Consider the following 18674-nt stretch of genomic DNA (forward strand, 5'->3'; position numbering starts at 1 on the left):
TTATGATTTTAGCATAAAATGGAAGGGGAACGGTTAAACAATGATCATTTAATCCTATTCTTTAAGAAAAAATGCGTTTTAAATACGATCTTTTTTTCTGGATAGGATTAGTCTGTACATTAAAATACAAACAAAGATCATTGTGTTCCTTCAATTAGGGATATTATGCCTTTTTAAATTTGTATTGTACTGCCTCCTGTCCAGATATTTCACAGGAGGTTTTTATATTGGGAAAAAACTCATCTGTAACATTGAGTAATAAGGAACCTAACTTATTTACAAATCGTGTATTTCGGGCCATCATCTTTTCAGGCTTGTTTTTACAAATAGGGATATGGGTGCGGAATTTTGCAGTTTTGTTATTCGTCATGGAAAAGACAAATGGGGATGCCTTTGCCATTTCAATGATTTCAGTAGCGGAATTCGCACCCATTTTTATTTTTTCATTTATTGGAGGGACGTTCGCTGACCGCTGGAGTCCGAAAAGAACGATGGTTTGGTGTGATATTTTAAGTGCAATATCCGTATTTGCTGTGCTTATCACGCTTATCTTCGGAAGTTGGAAAATGGTGTTTTTTGCAACTTTGATTTCGGCGATACTTTCTCAATTTTCTCAGCCATCAGGCATGAAGCTATTTAAAATGCATTTGCCAGAAAGTCAAATTCAGACAGGGATGTCAGTTTATCAGACAGTTTTCGCAGTATTTATGGTTTTAGGTCCGATTCTCGGTACATTTGCCTTCCAATCATTCGGGATCAATATCTCGATTGCTATAACTGGCCTCGCGTTTTTATTTTCAGCTGGTGCACTAGCTTTCCTTCCAAAAGATCGCAAACTTGATGAACAAAAGGCCAAAACAACATTGTGGCAGGAAATGAAAAGCGGAGTGAGCTACGTGTTGCGAAAAAAAGAACTGAGTCTGCTTGGTTTATGTTTTCTGGCAGCCGGGCTCGGACTGGGTTTCATTCAGCCGCTCTCGATATTCCTTGTTACCGAACAACTGGGTCTGCCTAAGGAAAATCTTCAATGGTTATTTATGTTGAATGGGATTGGTATGATTTTAGGCGGAGCAGGAGTGATGATTTTTGCCAAAAAGGTGGCACCTCAGAGATTATTAGCATTTGGAATGCTTGTGAATGCCATTGGAATAGCGGTAATGGGGCTGTCAACAAACCTTTGGATTACACTTACTGCCGAGTTCTTTAATGGACTGATGCTGCCTTGTATTCAAATTGGGATTAATACATTGATATTACAGAGGACCGAAGGCGATTTCATCGGAAGAGTCAATGGAATCTTAAGCCCATTGTTCACTGGCTCCATGGTTTTGACCATGAGTGCTGCCGGCGTTTTGAAAGAGCAATTTTCACTCGTTCCCATATTTGAAACCGCGGCTTTCTTTTTTATACTAGGGATGTTTTTCATTTTGCCATTGTACAATCAAAAGGACGAAACAAAACCCTTGGAAATTCAATCGTAAGTATAGGTAATGGGAAAAGAATAGTAAATTTAGTGATTGACTTGGGTGGGGAAAACGAGGAGAAAATCTCAATTTAACATGAAGATATACCAGTTATATCCATATTGATTTTAAAGAAAAGCAGCCAATTCATGCTGCTTTTTTTTATTCATAATGTACGGGCTTTTAGTAATGGCTTTAATCTATTTTGGCGGACTCAACCTGAAAAAAATTTTTACCAACAAACAAATTATATATTAACAATTATTTTTAGGGTACTTGTTAATACTAATAATGGCATGTTGTTAATTATGATTTATACAAAATATAGGGTGAATAGCTTATTGAAAAAGGAGAAAAGTTAATGATCCTTAAAGACGTAATATATGAAGCAATAAACTGGGGTTTGCCGAAGGACGTTGAAGATATATCCATTACAGGTGTCGCCGATAACTCAAAAGAAATAAAAAATGGATACCTTTTTGTTGCCGTTAACGGATATAAGGAGGATGACCATAATTACATTAAAGATGCAATTCGTCAGGGCGCTTCGGTTGTGATTGGCGATCGCGACATAAAGGGATTGGATGTTCCTTATCTACGAGTGGAGAACAGCAGAAAGGCATTAGAGGTAATCGCGAAAAGGTTTTATGGAGATCCCGGCAATCAAAAAATACAAAATAAAGACCAAGTGGATATTATCAGTTATTTTGATCAATAGTTTGATCCTAACGAATGCTTTAATTGAATAAAGGGATAATAGGGCGTCCATTCCAAGATAAAGCCAATTTGATTGGTTATTCGTATGGATATCATTACCATTGTAAGATATAAGGAATTCAGGTAATATAACAATACAAGCTGTACTGTTCGTTATGATATTTAAGTTTTAACCTTTAAGCTGTAATAGGGAGTTTTATATTGAAACAGGAATGTTATGCCTCGTCACTGACTTGGACAACAGGATTTTTTCTGCAAACACCCACTTTGAGGAGTGGTGGTTTAAAACTTTCTTACTGAATACGGCAATGACGGCTTCTATCTTTAAACGTTAAAACCGGTCTCGTCTGAGGCCGGTTTTTTTGCGTTATTCAGAGCAACGTACGAGAGGAATATATGTACAACTTTTAGCTTGAAAAAAAGAACAGGAAATTTCCAACCTATATTGTTCTAATATAATTTATTATCATCCATCTTACCTACTTTGCAAAAAGCTCCATTGCTCACAGTTTAGGCTTCTTGCATGTTTTGGAGGCATTTACTCCTGCTTTGTATACCGGTTGGCATAGCTTGAAGCAACGAAAGCATTGGGTTTAATTTTAGGTTCCACTCCCATGGATTCCATCCTGGCTACCATTTCTTTAACAAACTCACTGGTTTTGTTCCGCTTTCCAATCCCGATATCAATATGCCCTTCCATGATGAACGTTGCCCCTTGATATACAGCAGGCAGGACAATATCGATTAACTGATTTTTTCTTTCTTCCGTAAACATGGATACGATCTCCTCAGTTAACGACAATTCATGGGAAATACGTTCATGTAATTGCATCATCCTTCTAGGAATCATCACTTTTCTAATACAACCCCATACACCATTCCCGACCTGACGTATCACGATGCCTGTAATGAACACTGTATGTTTCTTATGTACTTGCGAATCTGTACCGACCATTAATCGATAGTCACCGGAAGGATTTAATTTCATGAATTCTACAATATGAACGAATACCTCTTCAAAAGACATGTCTTTTTCCTGAAGATTTTGAAATGGATTATTATGAATTGGATATTGCCTCATATTATTGCACCCAACCTTTCCCCGGCTATAATCTGATTATTAAATTACTACATGCCGCTCATAACACATCTTATGAAGGAGGTCCTTGTTTCGTGCTATGTTAAGAACCTGCCCTATAATGAAGATGAAGCCATCATTAATAAAAGAAATATTTTCGGTGCCCAGCTTATTGATTCCTAGTATACATGTTATTTAAGCTATAAATTTAAAAATGTAGAGTTTGTAGCGAAGAGAAGCCTAAGTATTACGCTTCTCTTTCAGTTTGTAGATAAAAAGGTTTCGAAATGCTCTCATACCGAAACCTTGTTTTTTATTGGGTTTGAAGCAGTTATAGACAATAATAACTGGATCTATACTTGGGCGTCCTACCTCTGAATACAAATCTTCACCAAGTCATACACGAAAGAGAAACCAATGGTTCGATGGCACCAGTTGATCTAGAGTAATCATTTCAAGTCATTCAATTTATATAAGAAAAACGAAATGAAATTATTAAATTTTGACCAATAGCTCCTTTAAAGTATTCACATTTAATAACTTACAAAAAAAGTGTGTGATGTTTTCTTACATAAACAAAGAAATCTTGCTTTTACAAGAGTAAAATAAACGAATATTCAATTAATAAAGTATTGGAGAGATGAAAAATGAAAATATCTGAATTGAAAAAAAGCGGTCATGCTCCGTCATTATTAGCTTCATTCCTTTATTTTGATATCAGTTTTATGATTTGGGTATTATTAGGTGCACTCGGTGTCTATATTACAAAGGATTTCGGACTTTCTCCAGCCGAAAAAGGCTTGATTGTAGCTATTCCGATTTTGGGAGGCTCGTTTTTTCGAATCGTCCTTGGTTATTTGACCGATCGCATCGGCCCGCGGAAAACAGCGATCGGCGGGATGCTTGTTACGATGATTCCGCTCTTTTGGGGATGGTTATTTGGAGAAAGTTTAGCCGAGCTTTATTTAATTGGGATTTTGCTCGGAGTGGCAGGTGCAAGTTTTGCTGCAGCACTTCCTATGGCTAGTCGCTGGTATCCCCCGCATTTGCAGGGTCTTGCTATGGGAATTGCGGGAGCGGGTAACAGCGGAACTCTTTTTGCGACATTGTTTGGGCCGCGTATTGCAGAGTCTATTGGCTGGCATAATGTTATGGGACTAGCTTTGATTCCTTTAACCATCGTGTTTGTCCTTTATATTTTAATCGCAAAAGACGCACCATCTCAACCGCCTGCTAAACCGCTCAAGGAATATTTCAATGTATTTAAAATAACGGACACTTGGTATTTCTGTATTCTTTACAGTGTGACTTTTGGGGGCTTTGTCGGGTTTACTAGCTTTTTAAGCATCTTTTTTGTTGATGAGTATGGGTTAACACGAATAAGGGCAGGGGAATTTGTTACATTATGTGTCATTGCCGGAAGTTTCTTTCGTCCCGTCGGAGGATTTATTGCCGATAAAATAGGTGGAGTTAAACTGCTTATGTTTTTATTTATTGGACTCACAATATGTATGTTTGGGATTAGTTTTCTTTTTTCTCTTACTTTCGTTACGATCCTCCTATTCATCGGAATGCTATTTCTCGGTATGGGCAACGGGGCTGTCTTTCAGTTAGTTCCACAGCGATTTTCTATAGAAATTGGTTTTATCACAGGGATTGTAGGAGCTGCCGGAGGTGTTGGCGGATTCTTGGTTCCAAACATACTAGGCACGTTGAAACAGATTACTGGCACATATGCTACTGGATTTTTAGTATTTTCCGCAGTTGGAATCGTAGCGTTGCTTATCCTGGGCCTAGCTCAGCTTTCATGGAAAAAAACGTGGGTACTCGGAAAGAATTCAGTTAAAATTTAGAACTTTGTTTACTAGTTATATTGGCTTGTTACAGTACTTGTTTGGGGGGAGAAAATGTATAAACAAAAACTGGTTTTAGTAGGGAACGGAATGGCGGGATTACGCTGCGTTGAGTCAATTATAAGTAAGGATCCGACTGCATTTGAAATTACTATTTTCGGTAGTGAACCACACGTTAACTATAACAGAATCTTATTGTCGACTGTGCTTCAAGGCAACACTTCGTTTGAAGATATTACGATAAATGATAGGGACTGGTATACAAAGAATAATATCCAATTGTTTACAGGGGAAACGGTTGTGAAAATCGATAAAGAGACTCGGAAGATAAAAACAGACAAAGAACGGGAAGTTTACTACGATAAGCTGATAATTGCCACAGGTTCTATCCCATTTATTCTTCCTGTTACCGGTGTTGATAAGGAAGGAGTCATTGCATTTCGGACGATTGAAGATTGCCAAAAGATGATTGAAACTTCGCGCAAGCATAAAAAAGCAGTCGTCATCGGAGGCGGTTTATTAGGTTTAGAAGCAGCGAGAGGGTTGTTAAACCTTGGTATGGAAGTGAATGTCGTTCATATTGCTGACCATTTAATGGAAAGGCAGCTTGATTCAACGGCATCACTTTTGCTGCAAAAAGAGTTGGAAAACCAGGGAATGAACTTTCTTTTAAAAAAGGAAACTCAGGAGATAATCGGTAACGAGCGTGTAGAGCGTGTCCGTTTTAAAGATAGAACGGAGGTGGAAGCAGATTTAGTCGTTATGGCTGCGGGAGTTAGACCGAATATTCAGTTGGCCAAAGAAAGCGGAATTGATACAAATCGTGCCATTATTGTAAACGACTATTTAGAAACCAGCATCCCAAATATTTATGCGGTTGGTGAATGTGTTGAACATCACGGAATTGTTTATGGACTGGTGAAACCCCTATATGAACAGGGTGAAGTGCTGGCAAAGCATATTTGTGAGATGAAATGCACCGGATACCAAGGTTCGGTCCTTTCCACCCAGTTGAAAATATCAGGAGTTGAGTTATTCTCTGTTGGAGATTTCCTTGGTGATGAAACAACGAAATCAATCACAACTTTTGATGAATTAGATGGTGTCTATAAAAAGGTGGTTATTCAAGGAAGAAAAATCATAGGTGCTGTGCTGTATGGAGATACAAAGGTCAGTTCACGAATACTCGATATGATTTTAAAGCGGCAAGAAGTATCGTCAGTGGAAAAGCATGCTCTGTTCCAATCACCTAGTATGGCTGAGGGATTAATCGCTTCTATGGCAAATCATGAAATCATTTGTAATTGTAATGCTGTTTCAAAGGGGGCAATCATTGGAGCGGTTCAAAATAAGGGATTAACAACAGTGGAACAAGTTAAACAATGCACAAAGGCTTCAGATTCATGCGGAGGATGTAAGCCTGCAGTGACCGAGCTTTTGGCATATATTCAAGGTGATCTTTTTGATCAGGCTAATGAACAAACTGCATTGTGTTCATGCACGACATTAACGGAAGATGAAGTCGTGTACAAAATGCAGCTCCAAGATTTAACATCCGTCCGAGAGGCGATGGATGTTCTTGGATGGGAAAATACAGGAGGTTGTTCAACATGCCGGCCAGCCCTGAGTTATTATTTAGGGATGATTCATCCAGAGTACGAGATCAGACAGCAAACTCTTTTCATAAACGAACAAAAGAATGCAACAGTTCAAAGTGATAGCCGATACTCTGTTATCCCGCAAATGTACGGCGGGATGACGAATGCGAAAGACTTGCGAAAAATTGCAAATGTTGCAGTTAAATATGATATATCCCAGGTGGTGGTAACAAGTGAACAAAGGATTCATTTAATGGGTGTGAAAAAAGAAGATCTCCCAGGTGTGTGGGCTGATTTAGACATGCCGTTAAGTTCGAAATATGGTAACACCGTTCAAAACGTCAAAACATGTATCGGTGAACATGTTTGTTCTTGTGATAAAAAGCAATCCCTTTTACTTGCAGTAGATTTGGAAAAAAGATTGGAGCATGTATCAACACCTTACCGGATAAAGATGGGCATATCTGCTTGTATGCATAACGGTGCAGGATCAACAACGAAAGATATAGGTGTTATGGGCATTGAAAGGGGCTGGGAAATATATGTGGGCGGAAGCAGCGGGCGGAATGTTCGTGCCGGTGAACTGTTATGTGTAGTTGGGACAAATGAAGAAGCAATTGAAATCATCATCGGCTTTATTCAATATTATCGGGAAACAGCCAATTATTTAGAACGGACTTGGCAATGGATTGAACGGGTGGGTTTAATTCATGTTAGAGAAGTATTGTTTGATAATGAACTTAGTCAGCAACTATCTCAACGATTGGAAATGGCTTAAATCAGAGAAGGAACAAAGTGGAAAGTACCTTTTGAGGCACGTCTAAAACTAACGGGTTGTTATCTAAAGAAATCCATGAGTAAAGGGTGAGGAGCCTTGACCGAATTATTGTTAAAGTATTTCCGCACGAAGCAACAAGAGGTCCAATCAGAGAAACGCTATGATACACAATGTCCATATTGCAGCATGCAATGTAAGATGCAGCTGTTGGAACAAAAAATAGTGACAAGAAAAAAGTATATGACGATTGGAAAAGACAATCCAACCTCAGAGGGGCGCTTATGCATTAAAGGAATGAATGCACACCAACATGCTCTGCATAAAGATCGAATTAAATACCCATTATTTAAAAAAAATGGTGAATTTATTCGCATATCTTGGGAGGAAGCATTAAATCACATTAAGGAGAATTTCACTAAGATCCAAGCAGAAGATGGTGTAAATGCATTATCTGTTTATGGGAGTGCATCCATTTCAAATGAAGAAGCATATTTGCTTGGGAAATTTGCTAGAGTAGCATTAAAAACAAAGTATATAGATTATAATGGCCGATTGTGCATGTCCGCAGCTGCTTCGGCAGCAAGCCAAACGTTTGGTATGGACAGAGGCCTAACCAACAGCTTATCAGAGATTCCGAACACAAAGTGCATTATCTTGGCAGGCACGAATATTGCGGAATGTCAGCCGACAATCATGCCGTACTTTGAGAAAGCGAAACAAAATGGTGCATATATTATTGCTGTAGATCCACGAGAAACAACAACAACGAAAATGGCTGACTTACATCTAAAAGTAAAACCAGGGATGGATGCCGCCTTGGCAAACGGATTATTGAAAGTGATCATAGAAGAGGATTTGATTGATGAAGCATTTATCCGGGAACGTGCAAATGGCTACAACGAAGTTAAAGAGTATGTTACATCTTTAAAGTTGGAGGAAATTGGAGAAATGACAGGGGTTCCTAGCGACCAAATTCAAAAAGCGGCTGCAATGTTCGGGAAAGAAGAATCAGGAATGATTTTTACAGCAAGGGGCGTTGAGCAGCAAACAGATGGTTCAGCTACCGTTCGTAATTTTCTTAATATTCTTATTGTTACAGGGAAAATTGGAAAAGTGAATTCGGGATATGGAGCTATTACTGGACAGGGGAATGGGCAGGGAGCAAGAGAGCATGGCCAAAAGGCAGACCAGCTTCCGGGGTATCGTATGATTGAAAATGAGGAGCACAGATTACATATTGCAAGAATATGGGGAATCGATGAGGCTGATTTGCCTCGTAAAGGTGTCTCAGCATACGAAATGATAGAGAAGATTAATGAAGGGGAAATTACCGGCATGTTTTTAATGTGTTCCAACCCAATTGTTTCAAATCCCAATGCTAACTTTGTCAAAAAGGCTTTGAAAAAATTAAAGTTTCTTGTCGCAGTGGATATGTTCGTTTCTGAAACTGCTAGATTGGCTGATTTAATTTTACCTACTTCGTCTTATTTAGAGGATGAGGGAACGATGACAAATTTAGAAGGACGGGTAACGTTGCGGGAAGCAAGTTTTTCATCACCTGGGGAAGTGAAGCATGATTGGCAAATCATTTGTGATATAGCAAAAGTTCTAGGAGAAGAGGAGCATTTTCCCTTTCAATCAGCAAATGAGATTTTCGAAGAGTTAAGAGTGGCAAGCAGCGGGGGAAACGCTGATTATTATGGTATAACGTATGATCGATTAAGAAAAGAAGGAGGCATTTTGTGGCCATGCACATCCATTGACCATAAAGGGACAAAAAGGTTATTCGAAATGTCTTTTGCCCACCCAGATGGAAAGGCGGCCATGGTTGTGGTTAATAATGTGCCTCTTGTTCCAAAAGAACAGCCATGTACGGATTTTCCACTTTATTTAACGACAGGAAGAATCATGTCACATTATTTAACAGGAGTACAAACGGGAAAAAGCTCATCATTAGCAGCAAGAAATTTTGAATCATATATGGAAATCCATCCGGAAACAGCCAAGAAATATCATATTCCAGACAATATTTTGGTGAAAATCGAATCAAGGCGGGGAAGTATTGTTGTAAGAAGCAAATGGTCAGCAACCATTCGCCATGATACCATATTCGTTCCTTTTCATTGGGCAGACTCACAAAATGTCAATCGACTCGTTTCACAGGCTTTAGACCCGACATGCAAAATGCCTGGCTTTAAAGTAAGTGCTGTAAAAGTACATCCTATATTAGAGTTAACGTCTCATTAAGGGGAGGCTTTCTTCCCATTCATGACAATTTTTTTGGTTCGATCATAATCGAATAGTTGAGCCTAATCACATAGGCTTACATGACTAAACAACAAAAGGGGATAAAGGATGGAAAAAGGTAAGGTCTATATAGTTGGTGCCGGACCTGGTGATCCGGACTTAATTACTGTCAAGGCAATCAAATGCATCGCGGAAGCGGATGTCATCTTGTATGATCGATTGGTAAATCGTGAATTGCTTTTATACGGTAAACCTGGAGCTGAATACATTTATTGCGGTAAAGCGCCTGGGATACATTGTGTCCCTCAGGAGGGCATTCATCAATTGTTAATAAGTAAATCAATGGAGAGAAAAACGATTGTTCGTCTAAAAGGGGGGGATCCTTTCATTTTTGGTCGAGGCGGTGAGGAAGCAGAAGTGCTAGCAAAGCATGGAATTCAATTTGAAATAGTCCCTGGAATCACATCTGGAATCGCTGCGCCAGCTTATGCTGGAATTCCCCTGACTCACAGGGAATGGGGGAGTTCCTTCGCAATTGTCACAGGACACTGCGTGACCGGCAAACCTGATAACATCAACTGGCATCACTTGACACATGGTGTTGACACCATTGTTATTTATATGGGTATGAAAAACCTTCCATATATCTGTAAACAATTACGCTCCTGCGGAATGAAGCCTGAAACTGCCATTGCAGTCATCGAACAAGGAACGACAGGTTTTCAACGAACTATTACAGGAACAATCGATTCAATAGTGGCGATCGTTACAAGAGAGCAGGTTGCCAATCCCGCTATGATTGTAATAGGAGAAGTGGTGAATTTATCCGAGAAATTATCATGGTTTTCCGAGAAAACAAAAGATAGGGAGTTCGCTTAGAAAAGGAATGATTACCTAGAAAACTTTTACTGTAATGAAAATGGAAAACTGGACATGAAGGTCATCATGTCCAGTTTAACAATGTTAACTGCTATTTTTTAAAAAAGCCAAGGGTTTATGGACAGTTAAAGTACTTATTGAATCGGTTAATTATAACGGTTGCTTAGAAAATCAATTACGCATGCCAAAGTGTGCATTTATTTGGCCCTGCAGCATTTTTTTTCGCATTTTTTCCTGTTCAATTTTTCTTTTCTCTTTTAATTTTTCCTGTCTAATTTCATGGGTTTGCACTCCATCCTCTATTTTATCGGCGATTTCCACTAATGCCTTGACGTCGGAAAAAGAGTATTTACGGTTACCACCCTTAGACCTTTCGGGGAAAACGAGTTTTCTTTCTTCATAATACCGGATTTGTCTATCGGATAGTCCGGTTAATTCTCTGACCACTCCTATGGAAATTACCTTTCTATCTATATAAGATTCTTTTTGCTGAACGATGAAAATCACCTCATTTTTGATTTATGCTAGATCAATAAGGATATTATATCCTAATTTTCTGAATATTTGTAATAAAAACTAACATTAATTATTATTTTTTTAAAAACCATGTAAGAATTTATAACACACTGGTGGATATAAAAAGTGACGTCACCTATAATCAATCATATCATCCTTTCAAAAAAACCTTATTGGAGGACAAAACATGGCTAAGCAGAAATTGGCACTCATTGGGAATGGTATGGCTGGAGTAAGATGTATAGAAGAAATTTTGAAAATTCAACCGGAAAGGTTTGAGGTGACTGTCTTCGGAAGTGAGCCGCATCCGAATTATGATCGAATCCAACTATCGAATGTATTGCAAGGGGCTACGACGATAGATGATATTACAATAAATGATTGGAACTGGTACAAAGAGAATAATATTACACTTTTTTCAGGTGAAACAGTCACGAACATCGACACCACTAAGCAAATCATATATTCAGATGCTAATCGCGAAGTCACATATGATCGATTAATTTTAGCTACCGGATCAATCCCATTCATTCTGCCGATAAAGGGGGCTGATAAAAAAGGAGTGACAGCCTTTAGAAATATTGAAGACTGCGAAAAGATGATTGAATATTCAAAAAATAACAAAAAGGCTGCTGTCATTGGTGGAGGATTGCTGGGTCTTGAAGCAGCAAGGGGGCTTTTGAATCTAGGTATGCAGGTAGATGTTATTCACCTTTCGGAATATTTGATGGATAGGCAGTTAGATCCAGCAGCAGGAAAAATGCTGCAAAGGGAACTTGAAAGCCAGGGAATGGATTTTTATCTTGGGAAACAGACTCAGGAGGTTTTAGGTGAAATTGATGTCAAAGGATTACGCTTTAGTGATGGCGAGGAAATTAGCGCCGACTTAGTGGTCATGGCAGTTGGGATTAAACCAAATGTTGCAATGGCCAAAAATTCCGGCATCCCTGTCAATCGGGGAATTATCGTGAATGATTATATGGAGACAAAGATTCCGAATATTTTTGCGGTTGGTGAATGTGCGGAACACCGTGAGATGGTGTATGGTTTGGTCGCTCCCCTATATGAACAGGGCAAAGTATTAGCCAAAAGGATTTGCGGACTGGAAAGCAAAGCTTACGAGGGGTCCGTGCTTTCTACTAAGTTAAAAATATCTGGTGTTGATGTATTTTCGGCTGGAGAAATTTTTGAGGATGAACAAGCCAAATCAATCAAGGAATTTAATGAATGGAATGGTACTTACAAAAAAGTAATGATTCGAAATGGGAAAATTTCTGGTGCGGTATTATTCGGGGATACAAAGGAAAGCAATACCCTATTGAGCATGATCAATAAAAATGCCGACGTTTCTGAGTATTTAAATGTTGGAACAAGTGAACCAAGTGTCAGACTTGTCACTTCGATGTCAAATGAAGAAATCATCTGTGGTTGTAATGGTGTAACGAAAGGTGATATTGTGACGGCTATCGAATCTAACGGTTTAACAAGCATTGAGGAAGTAAAAGGCTGCACAAGTGCTTCGAGATCATGCGGTGGCTGTAAGCCGTTAGTCGGTGATATTCTCGAGCTGACATTAGGCACTGATTTCAGTAAGTCAAACCAGAAGGAATCCATATGTACGTGCACCACTTTATCAAGAGATGAGGTTTGTGCCGAAATACGCGAAAAAAATCTGACACATACTCGTGAAGTCATGAATGTTCTCGGCTGGAATACAAGTGATGGATGCTCTAAATGTAAACCGGCACTGAACTATTACTTAGGCATGATCCATCCTGTTGACTATGAAGATGAAAAAGAATCCCGCTATGTCAATGAAAGGCTACATGCAAATATTCAAAAGGATGGTACATTTTCCGTTGTGCCAAGAATGTATGGCGGCGTCACAAATCCCGATCAATTACGGAAAATAGCAAATGTTGCCGATAAGTATAATGTTAAGTTACTTAAGGTAACAGGCGGTCAAAGAATAGATTTGTTCGGCGTTGAAAAAGAAGACCTTCCAAGCGTATGGGCCGACCTGGATATGCCTTCTGGATATGCGTATGGAAAAACGCTTCGAACTGTGAAAACATGTGTCGGTGAAAACTTTTGCCGTTTTGGCACCCAAGATTCAATCGGTCTGGGCATTGCCATGGAGAAGAAATTTGAACGTGTAGGCACACCGCATAAGGTTAAGATGGCTGTGTCGGCATGTCCTCGTAATTGTGCTGAATCCGGTATCAAAGATCTTGGTGTTGTCGGTGTTGACGGTGCATGGGAAATTTATATTGGCGGCAATGGCGGTACCCATTTACGAGCTGCTGAATTATTATGTAAAGTGAAAACAAGTGATGAGGTAATTGAAATTACGGGTGCGTACATCCAACATTATCGAGAGACTGCCAATTATTTAGAAAGAACGTCGGTTTGGGTTGAGCGTGTTGGGTTCGATACCATTAAGGAGATTATTGGTGATAAGCAAAATAGGATGGAGCTTAACCAACGCTTGGGTGAGGCCTTATCCGTATTGCAAGAACCGTGGAAAGAAATCATTGAGAGCAATGCGATCCAAACCGGTTTATTTCAAAAAGTGAAAATTCCGGCTATATTAAATAAATGAATATGGGGGCAGCCTAAATGAGGAAAACACTTCAAAAGATAAAGGTCTCAACCGTAAATGAAATGCCAAAAAACCTGGGGAAAACAGTAACGATAGGATCTCATGAAATTGCTCTTTTTCATTTAGCAAATGGTGAATTCCGGGCTATTGAAAATCGTTGCCCACACAAAGGTGGGGTTCTGGTGGAAGGCATTGTGAGTGGTGATCATGTATTTTGCCCGATGCATGACTGGAAAATCAGTGTCAAGAATGGAGAAGTCCAAAAACCTGATAATGGTTGTGTAAAGACATTCCATGTTGAAATAGAAGATGGTAATGTTTATATAGTTTTATAACCAGCTGCTCTGGATAGTCTCTTAGACTATCCATTTTTTCTTTGTCGATTTTTGAACTAAATTCCTCCGATGAAATAATTGATAAATTTTTCCATAACAAATATAATTCTAGTAAAGGAATGACTAAAAAACAAAAAAATGTAAACGATTTCGGTGGTGAACCGAAATTTAAACAAATAAAGTTATAGGGGAAAGGTTGGCGTTTCATGAACAAATTATCTGTTGGCGTTTTTACCTTTATGCTGTATTTTGTTCCTTTAAGTACTTCACCTGGATTAGCAGAAGTAAAACCAGATTACAAACTTTATGTAATGGCCCCATTGGGTGAAATAACAGATTGGAAGGCATTTGAAGCACAGTTAACTCAGTTGAAGGAAAATGGAGTATATGCAATAACGACAGATATCTGGTGGGGGTTAGTCGAGAGTAAAAAAGATAATCAGTTTGATTGGTCCTATTATAAAAAATATGCGGAAACAGTGAAAGCATCCGGTTTAAAATGGGTGCCCATTTTGTCTACACATCAATGCGGCGGTAATGTGGGGGATGATTGTAACTATCCTATCCCGAGTTGGCTCTGGAATAAAGACACTCTAGATAACATGGCATTCAAGAGTGAAAGTGGTTTCTGGAATAAAGAAGTACTTGCTCCTTGGTGGGAAGGTACAGCCGATCAGTACAACGAATTGTATAAATCCTTTGCAGAGAACTTTGCTGATAAGAAGGACCTAATAGCTAAAATATATCTAAGTGCAGGACCAGCTGGGGAACTAAGATATCCCTCCTATCAAAATGCTGATGGCTGGGATTATCCTGAAAGGGGACAGCTTCAAGTTTATACAGAAGGAGCGAAACGGGATTTCAGGCTTACCTTGAGAGAAAAATATTCAACGATAAAAAAATTAAATGCTGCCTGGGGTGAAACGTATAAAAACTGGAATGAGATTCAGCCACCTGGAAACGGGGATGAATTTTTCACCAAGGGCGGAGCAATCGATACACAATTTGGATACGACTTTATGCAATGGTATCAAGGAGCACTCGAAAAACATCTTGCAAAAATCTCTAAATTTGCCCATAAACATTTTGATAAAGTCTTTGGCGTGCCAATTGGAGCTAAAATCTCAGGGGTCCATTGGAAAATGAATGATCCAGTACTACCGCATTCAGCAGAGTATAGTGCGGGGTACTATAACTACTCCCAATTATTGAATCAATTTAAGAAATCGAATATGGCCCTCACGTTCACCTGTTTGGAAATGGGAGACCAAGACGCACATACTGCACCATCATATAGCGCGCCTAAAACGTTGGTGACACATATTGCCTCTTTAGCTAATGAAAAAGGAATTTCTTTAAACGGAGAAAACGCACTCCCGCTGATCAATAATGAATGGGGCTTTGAAAATATAGCAGAAATGGTTTTTAACCATGGTTTTGAGGGATTTACCTTGCTGAGGCTGTCCTATTTATTCGACGATGAAGGAAATCCCACAAATGAGTTCAGGATGATGAAGGATAAATTGGAAGGCAAGTCGATTCCAGTTACATTCACAGTTGAAAATGTACCTGTCACACAGGGAGTTTACTTAATAGGGGATAGAGGGGAAATCGGCAGATGGAATGTTGAAGATTACGAATATAAACTCACGCAAAACACAGAAGGGAGCTGGAGTGGAACATTCCGTTTAGCAGCAGATCGACTCTATGAATTCAAGTTCGTCATGAAAGATGAAAATGGCAATATTATTTGGCAAAAAGGGGAAAATAATAATTATAAAACACCTTTAAATGGAAAAGGAAACTATAAAACTTCATGGTAGATGGATATATAGGGCTATAGGTTAAATCAGTATGATTAACTGAGCAAGTCTTTTGGAAATAATATTATTGAAAGTTCATCACAAATTAAGGTCAAAATACAATCCTGAAGCCAAGTACTTTTAATATACGTACTGACCGCAATATTGGGGAAATATTATTTTAAGACTTAAATGACCTGTACTTACATTAAATAGACATGTGGCCTATTTAGAACAAAACATCAAGAAAGGGAGGAATTGAATTAAATGAAGTCAAGGATTACATGGACAGGGGAAATGGCCTTTTCTGGCACAACTCCGTCGGGACATGAAATAAAGATGGATGCTGCCGAAGACGTAGGAGGAAAAAATAGTGGAGCAAGACCCACAGAGTTACTTTTGCATTCTCTTGCCGGGTGCACAGGTATTGATATTGTAATGATTTTAAAAAAAATGCGATTTGAAACAAAGGCCTTTCAAATAGAGATAGAAGGGGAACGATCAGAAAACCACCCTAAGCGGTTTACCGATTTTCATATCCACTATTTATTGGAGGGTGATCTGCCTGAAGATAAAGTGATCCGTGCGATTCAACTATCGAAAAATACGTACTGTTCAGTATATCACTCATTAAATGCCAACATAAAAATGAGCTATTCGATAAATGGCGTTAAAGGAAACCAAGAATTATAATGTTAATTTAAGGGCTATCATTTACCAGAAAATCGTTTTTACATTTATCATTTAAGAAAAACAGCCTTCATTTCCTTAAAGAAATGGAGGCTGTTTTTGAGGCTGGAATGAACATCCTGATTAACAGAATGAATCTTGGTGCCAGATTTTCGTAAAGAGGTCAAAAAATATAAATAAAATGTTGCATAAATTCATCTAAAATTTGTGCCCCGCTTGAAAACCGTAGGAAGTATTTCCTCTGAATATTTATGAAAGACGTATTTCTCCAGGCCATTAAATATCTACACAAGTGAAAAAATTCATTCCTAATTTGTATTTCAAAAAAGCTCACCTGCCATTGTCTTGTACCGTTTATTGGTATGGATGGGTTTATTTAGACAGCAAGTAATCAAAATGTAATCGTTTGTCATTGGAATGCCCTTGATGTTAAGAGTTTATCGAGATAAACTTTAAATACGATTGAGGAGTGGTTAAGTTGAAAGAGATTACAATAGACAAATTGGCATTTAAAGATCATTTATCGATGATTGAACAATTTTCATTGAAAGATTTCATGTTTAAGTGGCTCGGTAGCCCCGAAGAAGGATTAGATGATTTACTACCGCTTAAATACACAGATCATGTCTTTGCAAAAATGGAAACAACATTGGAAACAAAAATAAAGATCCACGGTGATGAGACCTTTAGATATGTCACCATTACCGAAGATAATCAAATTGTAATAGGCGGGTTAGACACGAATCAAGAGTTAAAGTTTAGAATTGTGTCCCTGGAGGAGCGTTTGAAAAGCTATTAAAAACTTTTAACATTTCAGACTGAATCATATTTTCAAATAAATAATTAAGGCCGTTCCTGTTTATTTAAGGAATGGTCTTTTTAAGGTATTTTTATTTTTTTTACGTTAAGAGCAGCGTCAATACTATATAAGGTTGTTAACTGTACTCGAAAGTTAAGGAAACCCTTACCTTATGCCAAGTGATCGAGTAATTCTTTAAACTCCCAATATTTTTTGGATTAATTTAACAAAAAATAAACGATTATTGATTTTTCTTAGTGTATTATAAAGTAATGAAGTCGATTAAAACATTTGGGAGGAATTGAAATGAGCCAGACGTTGGCAAGTTCGATAAAAACGCTTTTGAAAGAAACGTTTGAGGGACCTGGAAATGAAGGAAGCTATTATACTGATTCAAAACCGAATACAGGGGTTTTCGGGACACTTGATGGTTTAACAGCAGAAGACGCTTCACGGTTCATAAACGGATCAACCATTGCTGCTCATTCTGACCACATACGGTATTATTTATGGGTGATCCGAACAATGATCAGTGGCACAGACTTTGAAAAAGATTGGGACGCAAGTTGGACCATTACTCATGTTGATGAGGTGAAATGGGCGGAAATCAGGGAGGGATTACAAAAAGAATATGTAACTCTTTTCGCTGAAATCGAAACAATCGATTTAGTAAAATGGCTGACAAATGTAAACGCGACCATTGCCCACTCGGCTTATCATCTTGGAGCGTTAAGGCAAATGTTAAAAAGCCTTGAAATAAAAAAATAATTTAAGATATTGAGGGTTTGTAAAATGATTTCCTCTTCAGGCATTCGCTTGCCGCGGACGGTCCGCCCGCGGCGCTTTTTGCGCCTGTGGGCGGGGTTCTCGTTTTTCCCGCACGAGTCTCGTACCTTTCGTAACCCACAGTCGCTTGCTTTGATGAGGCTTGGCAGCCAGTCGGAGGAAAGGGAGCGGATTCCTGAAAACAAGCTGGAACTTTTTTAGGGTTTGTAAAATCTGATCGTTGATTCCATTAACATATACTTGAATGAAGTCATTATTAATTTCATACTTACGTCGTCCAAAATCTCACGCCGTTATTCTTTTCCACTTCAATTCCTTCAGCCTATCGTTTGCTTATTTTTTCTACGTTCTTGCTCAGCCACATATGAAAGCAGAGTTTTTATAATTGGGCTTCTATTAATTTTTCAGTATCACCCATACCTCTGGATTTCCTACTATCAAATCGCGAATGATCAAGAGCATCCCCTGATATAGAGGCTGGTTAAAATCTTTTGCACTTTGCTTATCAATGAAGATATATCGTTCTTCAAT

Annotated in this window: 14 protein-coding genes and 1 other RNA gene; 13 read left to right on the plus strand and 2 right to left on the minus strand. The window is 38.6% G+C overall.

Annotated features, from left to right (window positions below; translation table 11 throughout):
• The first annotated feature begins 227 nt into the window (after window positions 1–227).
• The 3 genes from ACFX4L_RS10695 to ssrS all read left to right on the plus strand — a co-directional run bounded on the left by ACFX4L_RS10695 (window position 228) and on the right by ssrS (window position 2502).
• Window positions 228–1481 (plus strand): MFS transporter, encoded by a 1254-nt coding sequence (locus ACFX4L_RS10695; protein WP_284470736.1) that lies wholly within the window; start codon window positions 228–230, stop codon window positions 1479–1481.
• 343 nt (window positions 1482–1824) lie between these two features.
• Window positions 1825–2181, plus strand: a complete 357-nt coding sequence (locus ACFX4L_RS10700) for a Mur ligase domain-containing protein (protein ID WP_377383234.1) — start codon at window positions 1825–1827, stop codon at window positions 2179–2181.
• A gap of 134 nt (window positions 2182–2315) precedes the next feature.
• Window positions 2316–2502: non-coding RNA, 6S RNA (gene ssrS / locus ACFX4L_RS10705), on the plus strand.
• Window positions 2503–2718: 216 nt separating this feature from the next.
• Here ssrS and ACFX4L_RS10710 read toward each other — a convergent pair.
• The gene (locus ACFX4L_RS10710; RefSeq protein ID WP_089362260.1) at window positions 2719–3261 is read right to left on the minus strand and encodes a ribonuclease H-like YkuK family protein; all 543 of its coding nucleotides are present in this window, start codon (window positions 3259–3261) and stop codon (window positions 2719–2721) included.
• A gap of 644 nt (window positions 3262–3905) precedes the next feature.
• Between ACFX4L_RS10710 and ACFX4L_RS10715 the strand changes: the two genes are divergently transcribed.
• The 4 genes from ACFX4L_RS10715 to cobA all read left to right on the plus strand — a co-directional run bounded on the left by ACFX4L_RS10715 (window position 3906) and on the right by cobA (window position 10613).
• On the plus strand, window positions 3906–5111 hold the full coding sequence (locus ACFX4L_RS10715) for a nitrate/nitrite transporter (protein ID WP_377405074.1): 1206 nt from the start codon (window positions 3906–3908) through the stop codon (window positions 5109–5111).
• Between the two features lie 54 nt (window positions 5112–5165).
• Window positions 5166–7487, plus strand: a complete 2322-nt coding sequence (gene nirB / locus ACFX4L_RS10720) for a nitrite reductase large subunit NirB (RefSeq protein ID WP_377383230.1) — start codon at window positions 5166–5168, stop codon at window positions 7485–7487.
• Between the two features lie 96 nt (window positions 7488–7583).
• A complete protein-coding gene (nasC, locus tag ACFX4L_RS10725) occupies window positions 7584–9734 on the plus strand; it encodes an assimilatory nitrate reductase catalytic subunit NasC (RefSeq protein ID WP_377383228.1) in 2151 nt (716 codons plus the stop codon).
• A gap of 108 nt (window positions 9735–9842) precedes the next feature.
• Entirely contained in the window at window positions 9843–10613 is a 771-nt protein-coding gene (gene cobA, locus ACFX4L_RS10730) for a uroporphyrinogen-III C-methyltransferase (RefSeq protein ID WP_377383226.1), read from the plus strand.
• Window positions 10614–10784: 171 nt separating this feature from the next.
• Here cobA and ACFX4L_RS10735 read toward each other — a convergent pair whose 3' ends face one another.
• Window positions 10785–11111 carry a MerR family transcriptional regulator gene (locus ACFX4L_RS10735; RefSeq protein ID WP_483878233.1) on the minus strand — a complete coding sequence of 109 codons (327 nt, stop codon included), beginning with the start codon at window positions 11109–11111 and terminating at the stop codon, window positions 10785–10787.
• Between the two features lie 205 nt (window positions 11112–11316).
• Between ACFX4L_RS10735 and nirB (ACFX4L_RS10740) the strand changes: the two genes are divergently transcribed.
• The 6 genes from nirB (ACFX4L_RS10740) (at window position 11317) to ACFX4L_RS10765 (ending at window position 18125) form a co-directional block, all read left to right on the plus strand.
• On the plus strand, window positions 11317–13731 hold the full coding sequence (nirB, locus tag ACFX4L_RS10740; RefSeq protein ID WP_377405077.1) for a nitrite reductase large subunit NirB: 2415 nt from the start codon (window positions 11317–11319) through the stop codon (window positions 13729–13731).
• 17 nt (window positions 13732–13748) lie between these two features.
• A complete protein-coding gene (nirD, locus tag ACFX4L_RS10745) occupies window positions 13749–14066 on the plus strand; it encodes a nitrite reductase small subunit NirD (protein ID WP_284470743.1) in 318 nt (105 codons plus the stop codon).
• 206 nt (window positions 14067–14272) lie between these two features.
• A complete protein-coding gene (locus ACFX4L_RS10750; RefSeq protein WP_284470744.1) occupies window positions 14273–15889 on the plus strand; it encodes a family 14 glycosylhydrolase in 1617 nt (538 codons plus the stop codon).
• Between the two features lie 246 nt (window positions 15890–16135).
• Window positions 16136–16561 (plus strand): OsmC family protein, encoded by a 426-nt coding sequence (locus ACFX4L_RS10755; protein WP_377383222.1) that lies wholly within the window; start codon window positions 16136–16138, stop codon window positions 16559–16561.
• Between the two features lie 475 nt (window positions 16562–17036).
• Complete coding sequence (locus ACFX4L_RS10760; RefSeq protein ID WP_125160794.1) at window positions 17037–17357, plus strand: hypothetical protein; 321 nt, start codon at window positions 17037–17039, stop codon at window positions 17355–17357.
• Between the two features lie 306 nt (window positions 17358–17663).
• Complete coding sequence (locus ACFX4L_RS10765; protein ID WP_284470746.1) at window positions 17664–18125, plus strand: hypothetical protein; 462 nt, start codon at window positions 17664–17666, stop codon at window positions 18123–18125.
• Window positions 18126–18674: the final 549 nt, after the last annotated feature.

Origin of the sequence: Peribacillus sp. YIM B13482 (assembly GCF_042787975.1) — a bacterium.
In the GTDB taxonomy this organism is placed as follows: domain Bacteria; phylum Bacillota; class Bacilli; order Bacillales; family DSM-1321; genus Peribacillus; species Peribacillus simplex_A.

Bases quoted from the DNA above. Each gene is read 5' to 3' on its own strand.
- cobA (WP_377383226.1), top strand. From the start codon at position 9,843: ATGGAAAAAGGTAAGGTCTATATAGTTGGTGCCGGACCTGGTGATCCG.
- ACFX4L_RS10765 (WP_284470746.1), top strand. From the start codon at position 17,664: ATGAGCCAGACGTTGGCAAGTTCGATAAAAACGCTTTTGAAAGAAACG.
- ACFX4L_RS10715 (WP_377405074.1), top strand. From the start codon at position 3,906: ATGAAAATATCTGAATTGAAAAAAAGCGGTCATGCTCCGTCATTATTA.
- ACFX4L_RS10750 (WP_284470744.1), top strand. From the start codon at position 14,273: ATGAACAAATTATCTGTTGGCGTTTTTACCTTTATGCTGTATTTTGTT.
- ACFX4L_RS10710 (WP_089362260.1), bottom strand. From the start codon at position 3,261: ATGAGGCAATATCCAATTCATAATAATCCATTTCAAAATCTTCAGGAA.
- nirB (WP_377405077.1), top strand. From the start codon at position 11,317: ATGGCTAAGCAGAAATTGGCACTCATTGGGAATGGTATGGCTGGAGTA.
- ACFX4L_RS10700 (WP_377383234.1), top strand. From the start codon at position 1,825: ATGATCCTTAAAGACGTAATATATGAAGCAATAAACTGGGGTTTGCCG.
- nirD (WP_284470743.1), top strand. From the start codon at position 13,749: ATGAGGAAAACACTTCAAAAGATAAAGGTCTCAACCGTAAATGAAATG.
- ACFX4L_RS10755 (WP_377383222.1), top strand. From the start codon at position 16,136: ATGAAGTCAAGGATTACATGGACAGGGGAAATGGCCTTTTCTGGCACA.
- nirB (WP_377383230.1), top strand. From the start codon at position 5,166: ATGTATAAACAAAAACTGGTTTTAGTAGGGAACGGAATGGCGGGATTA.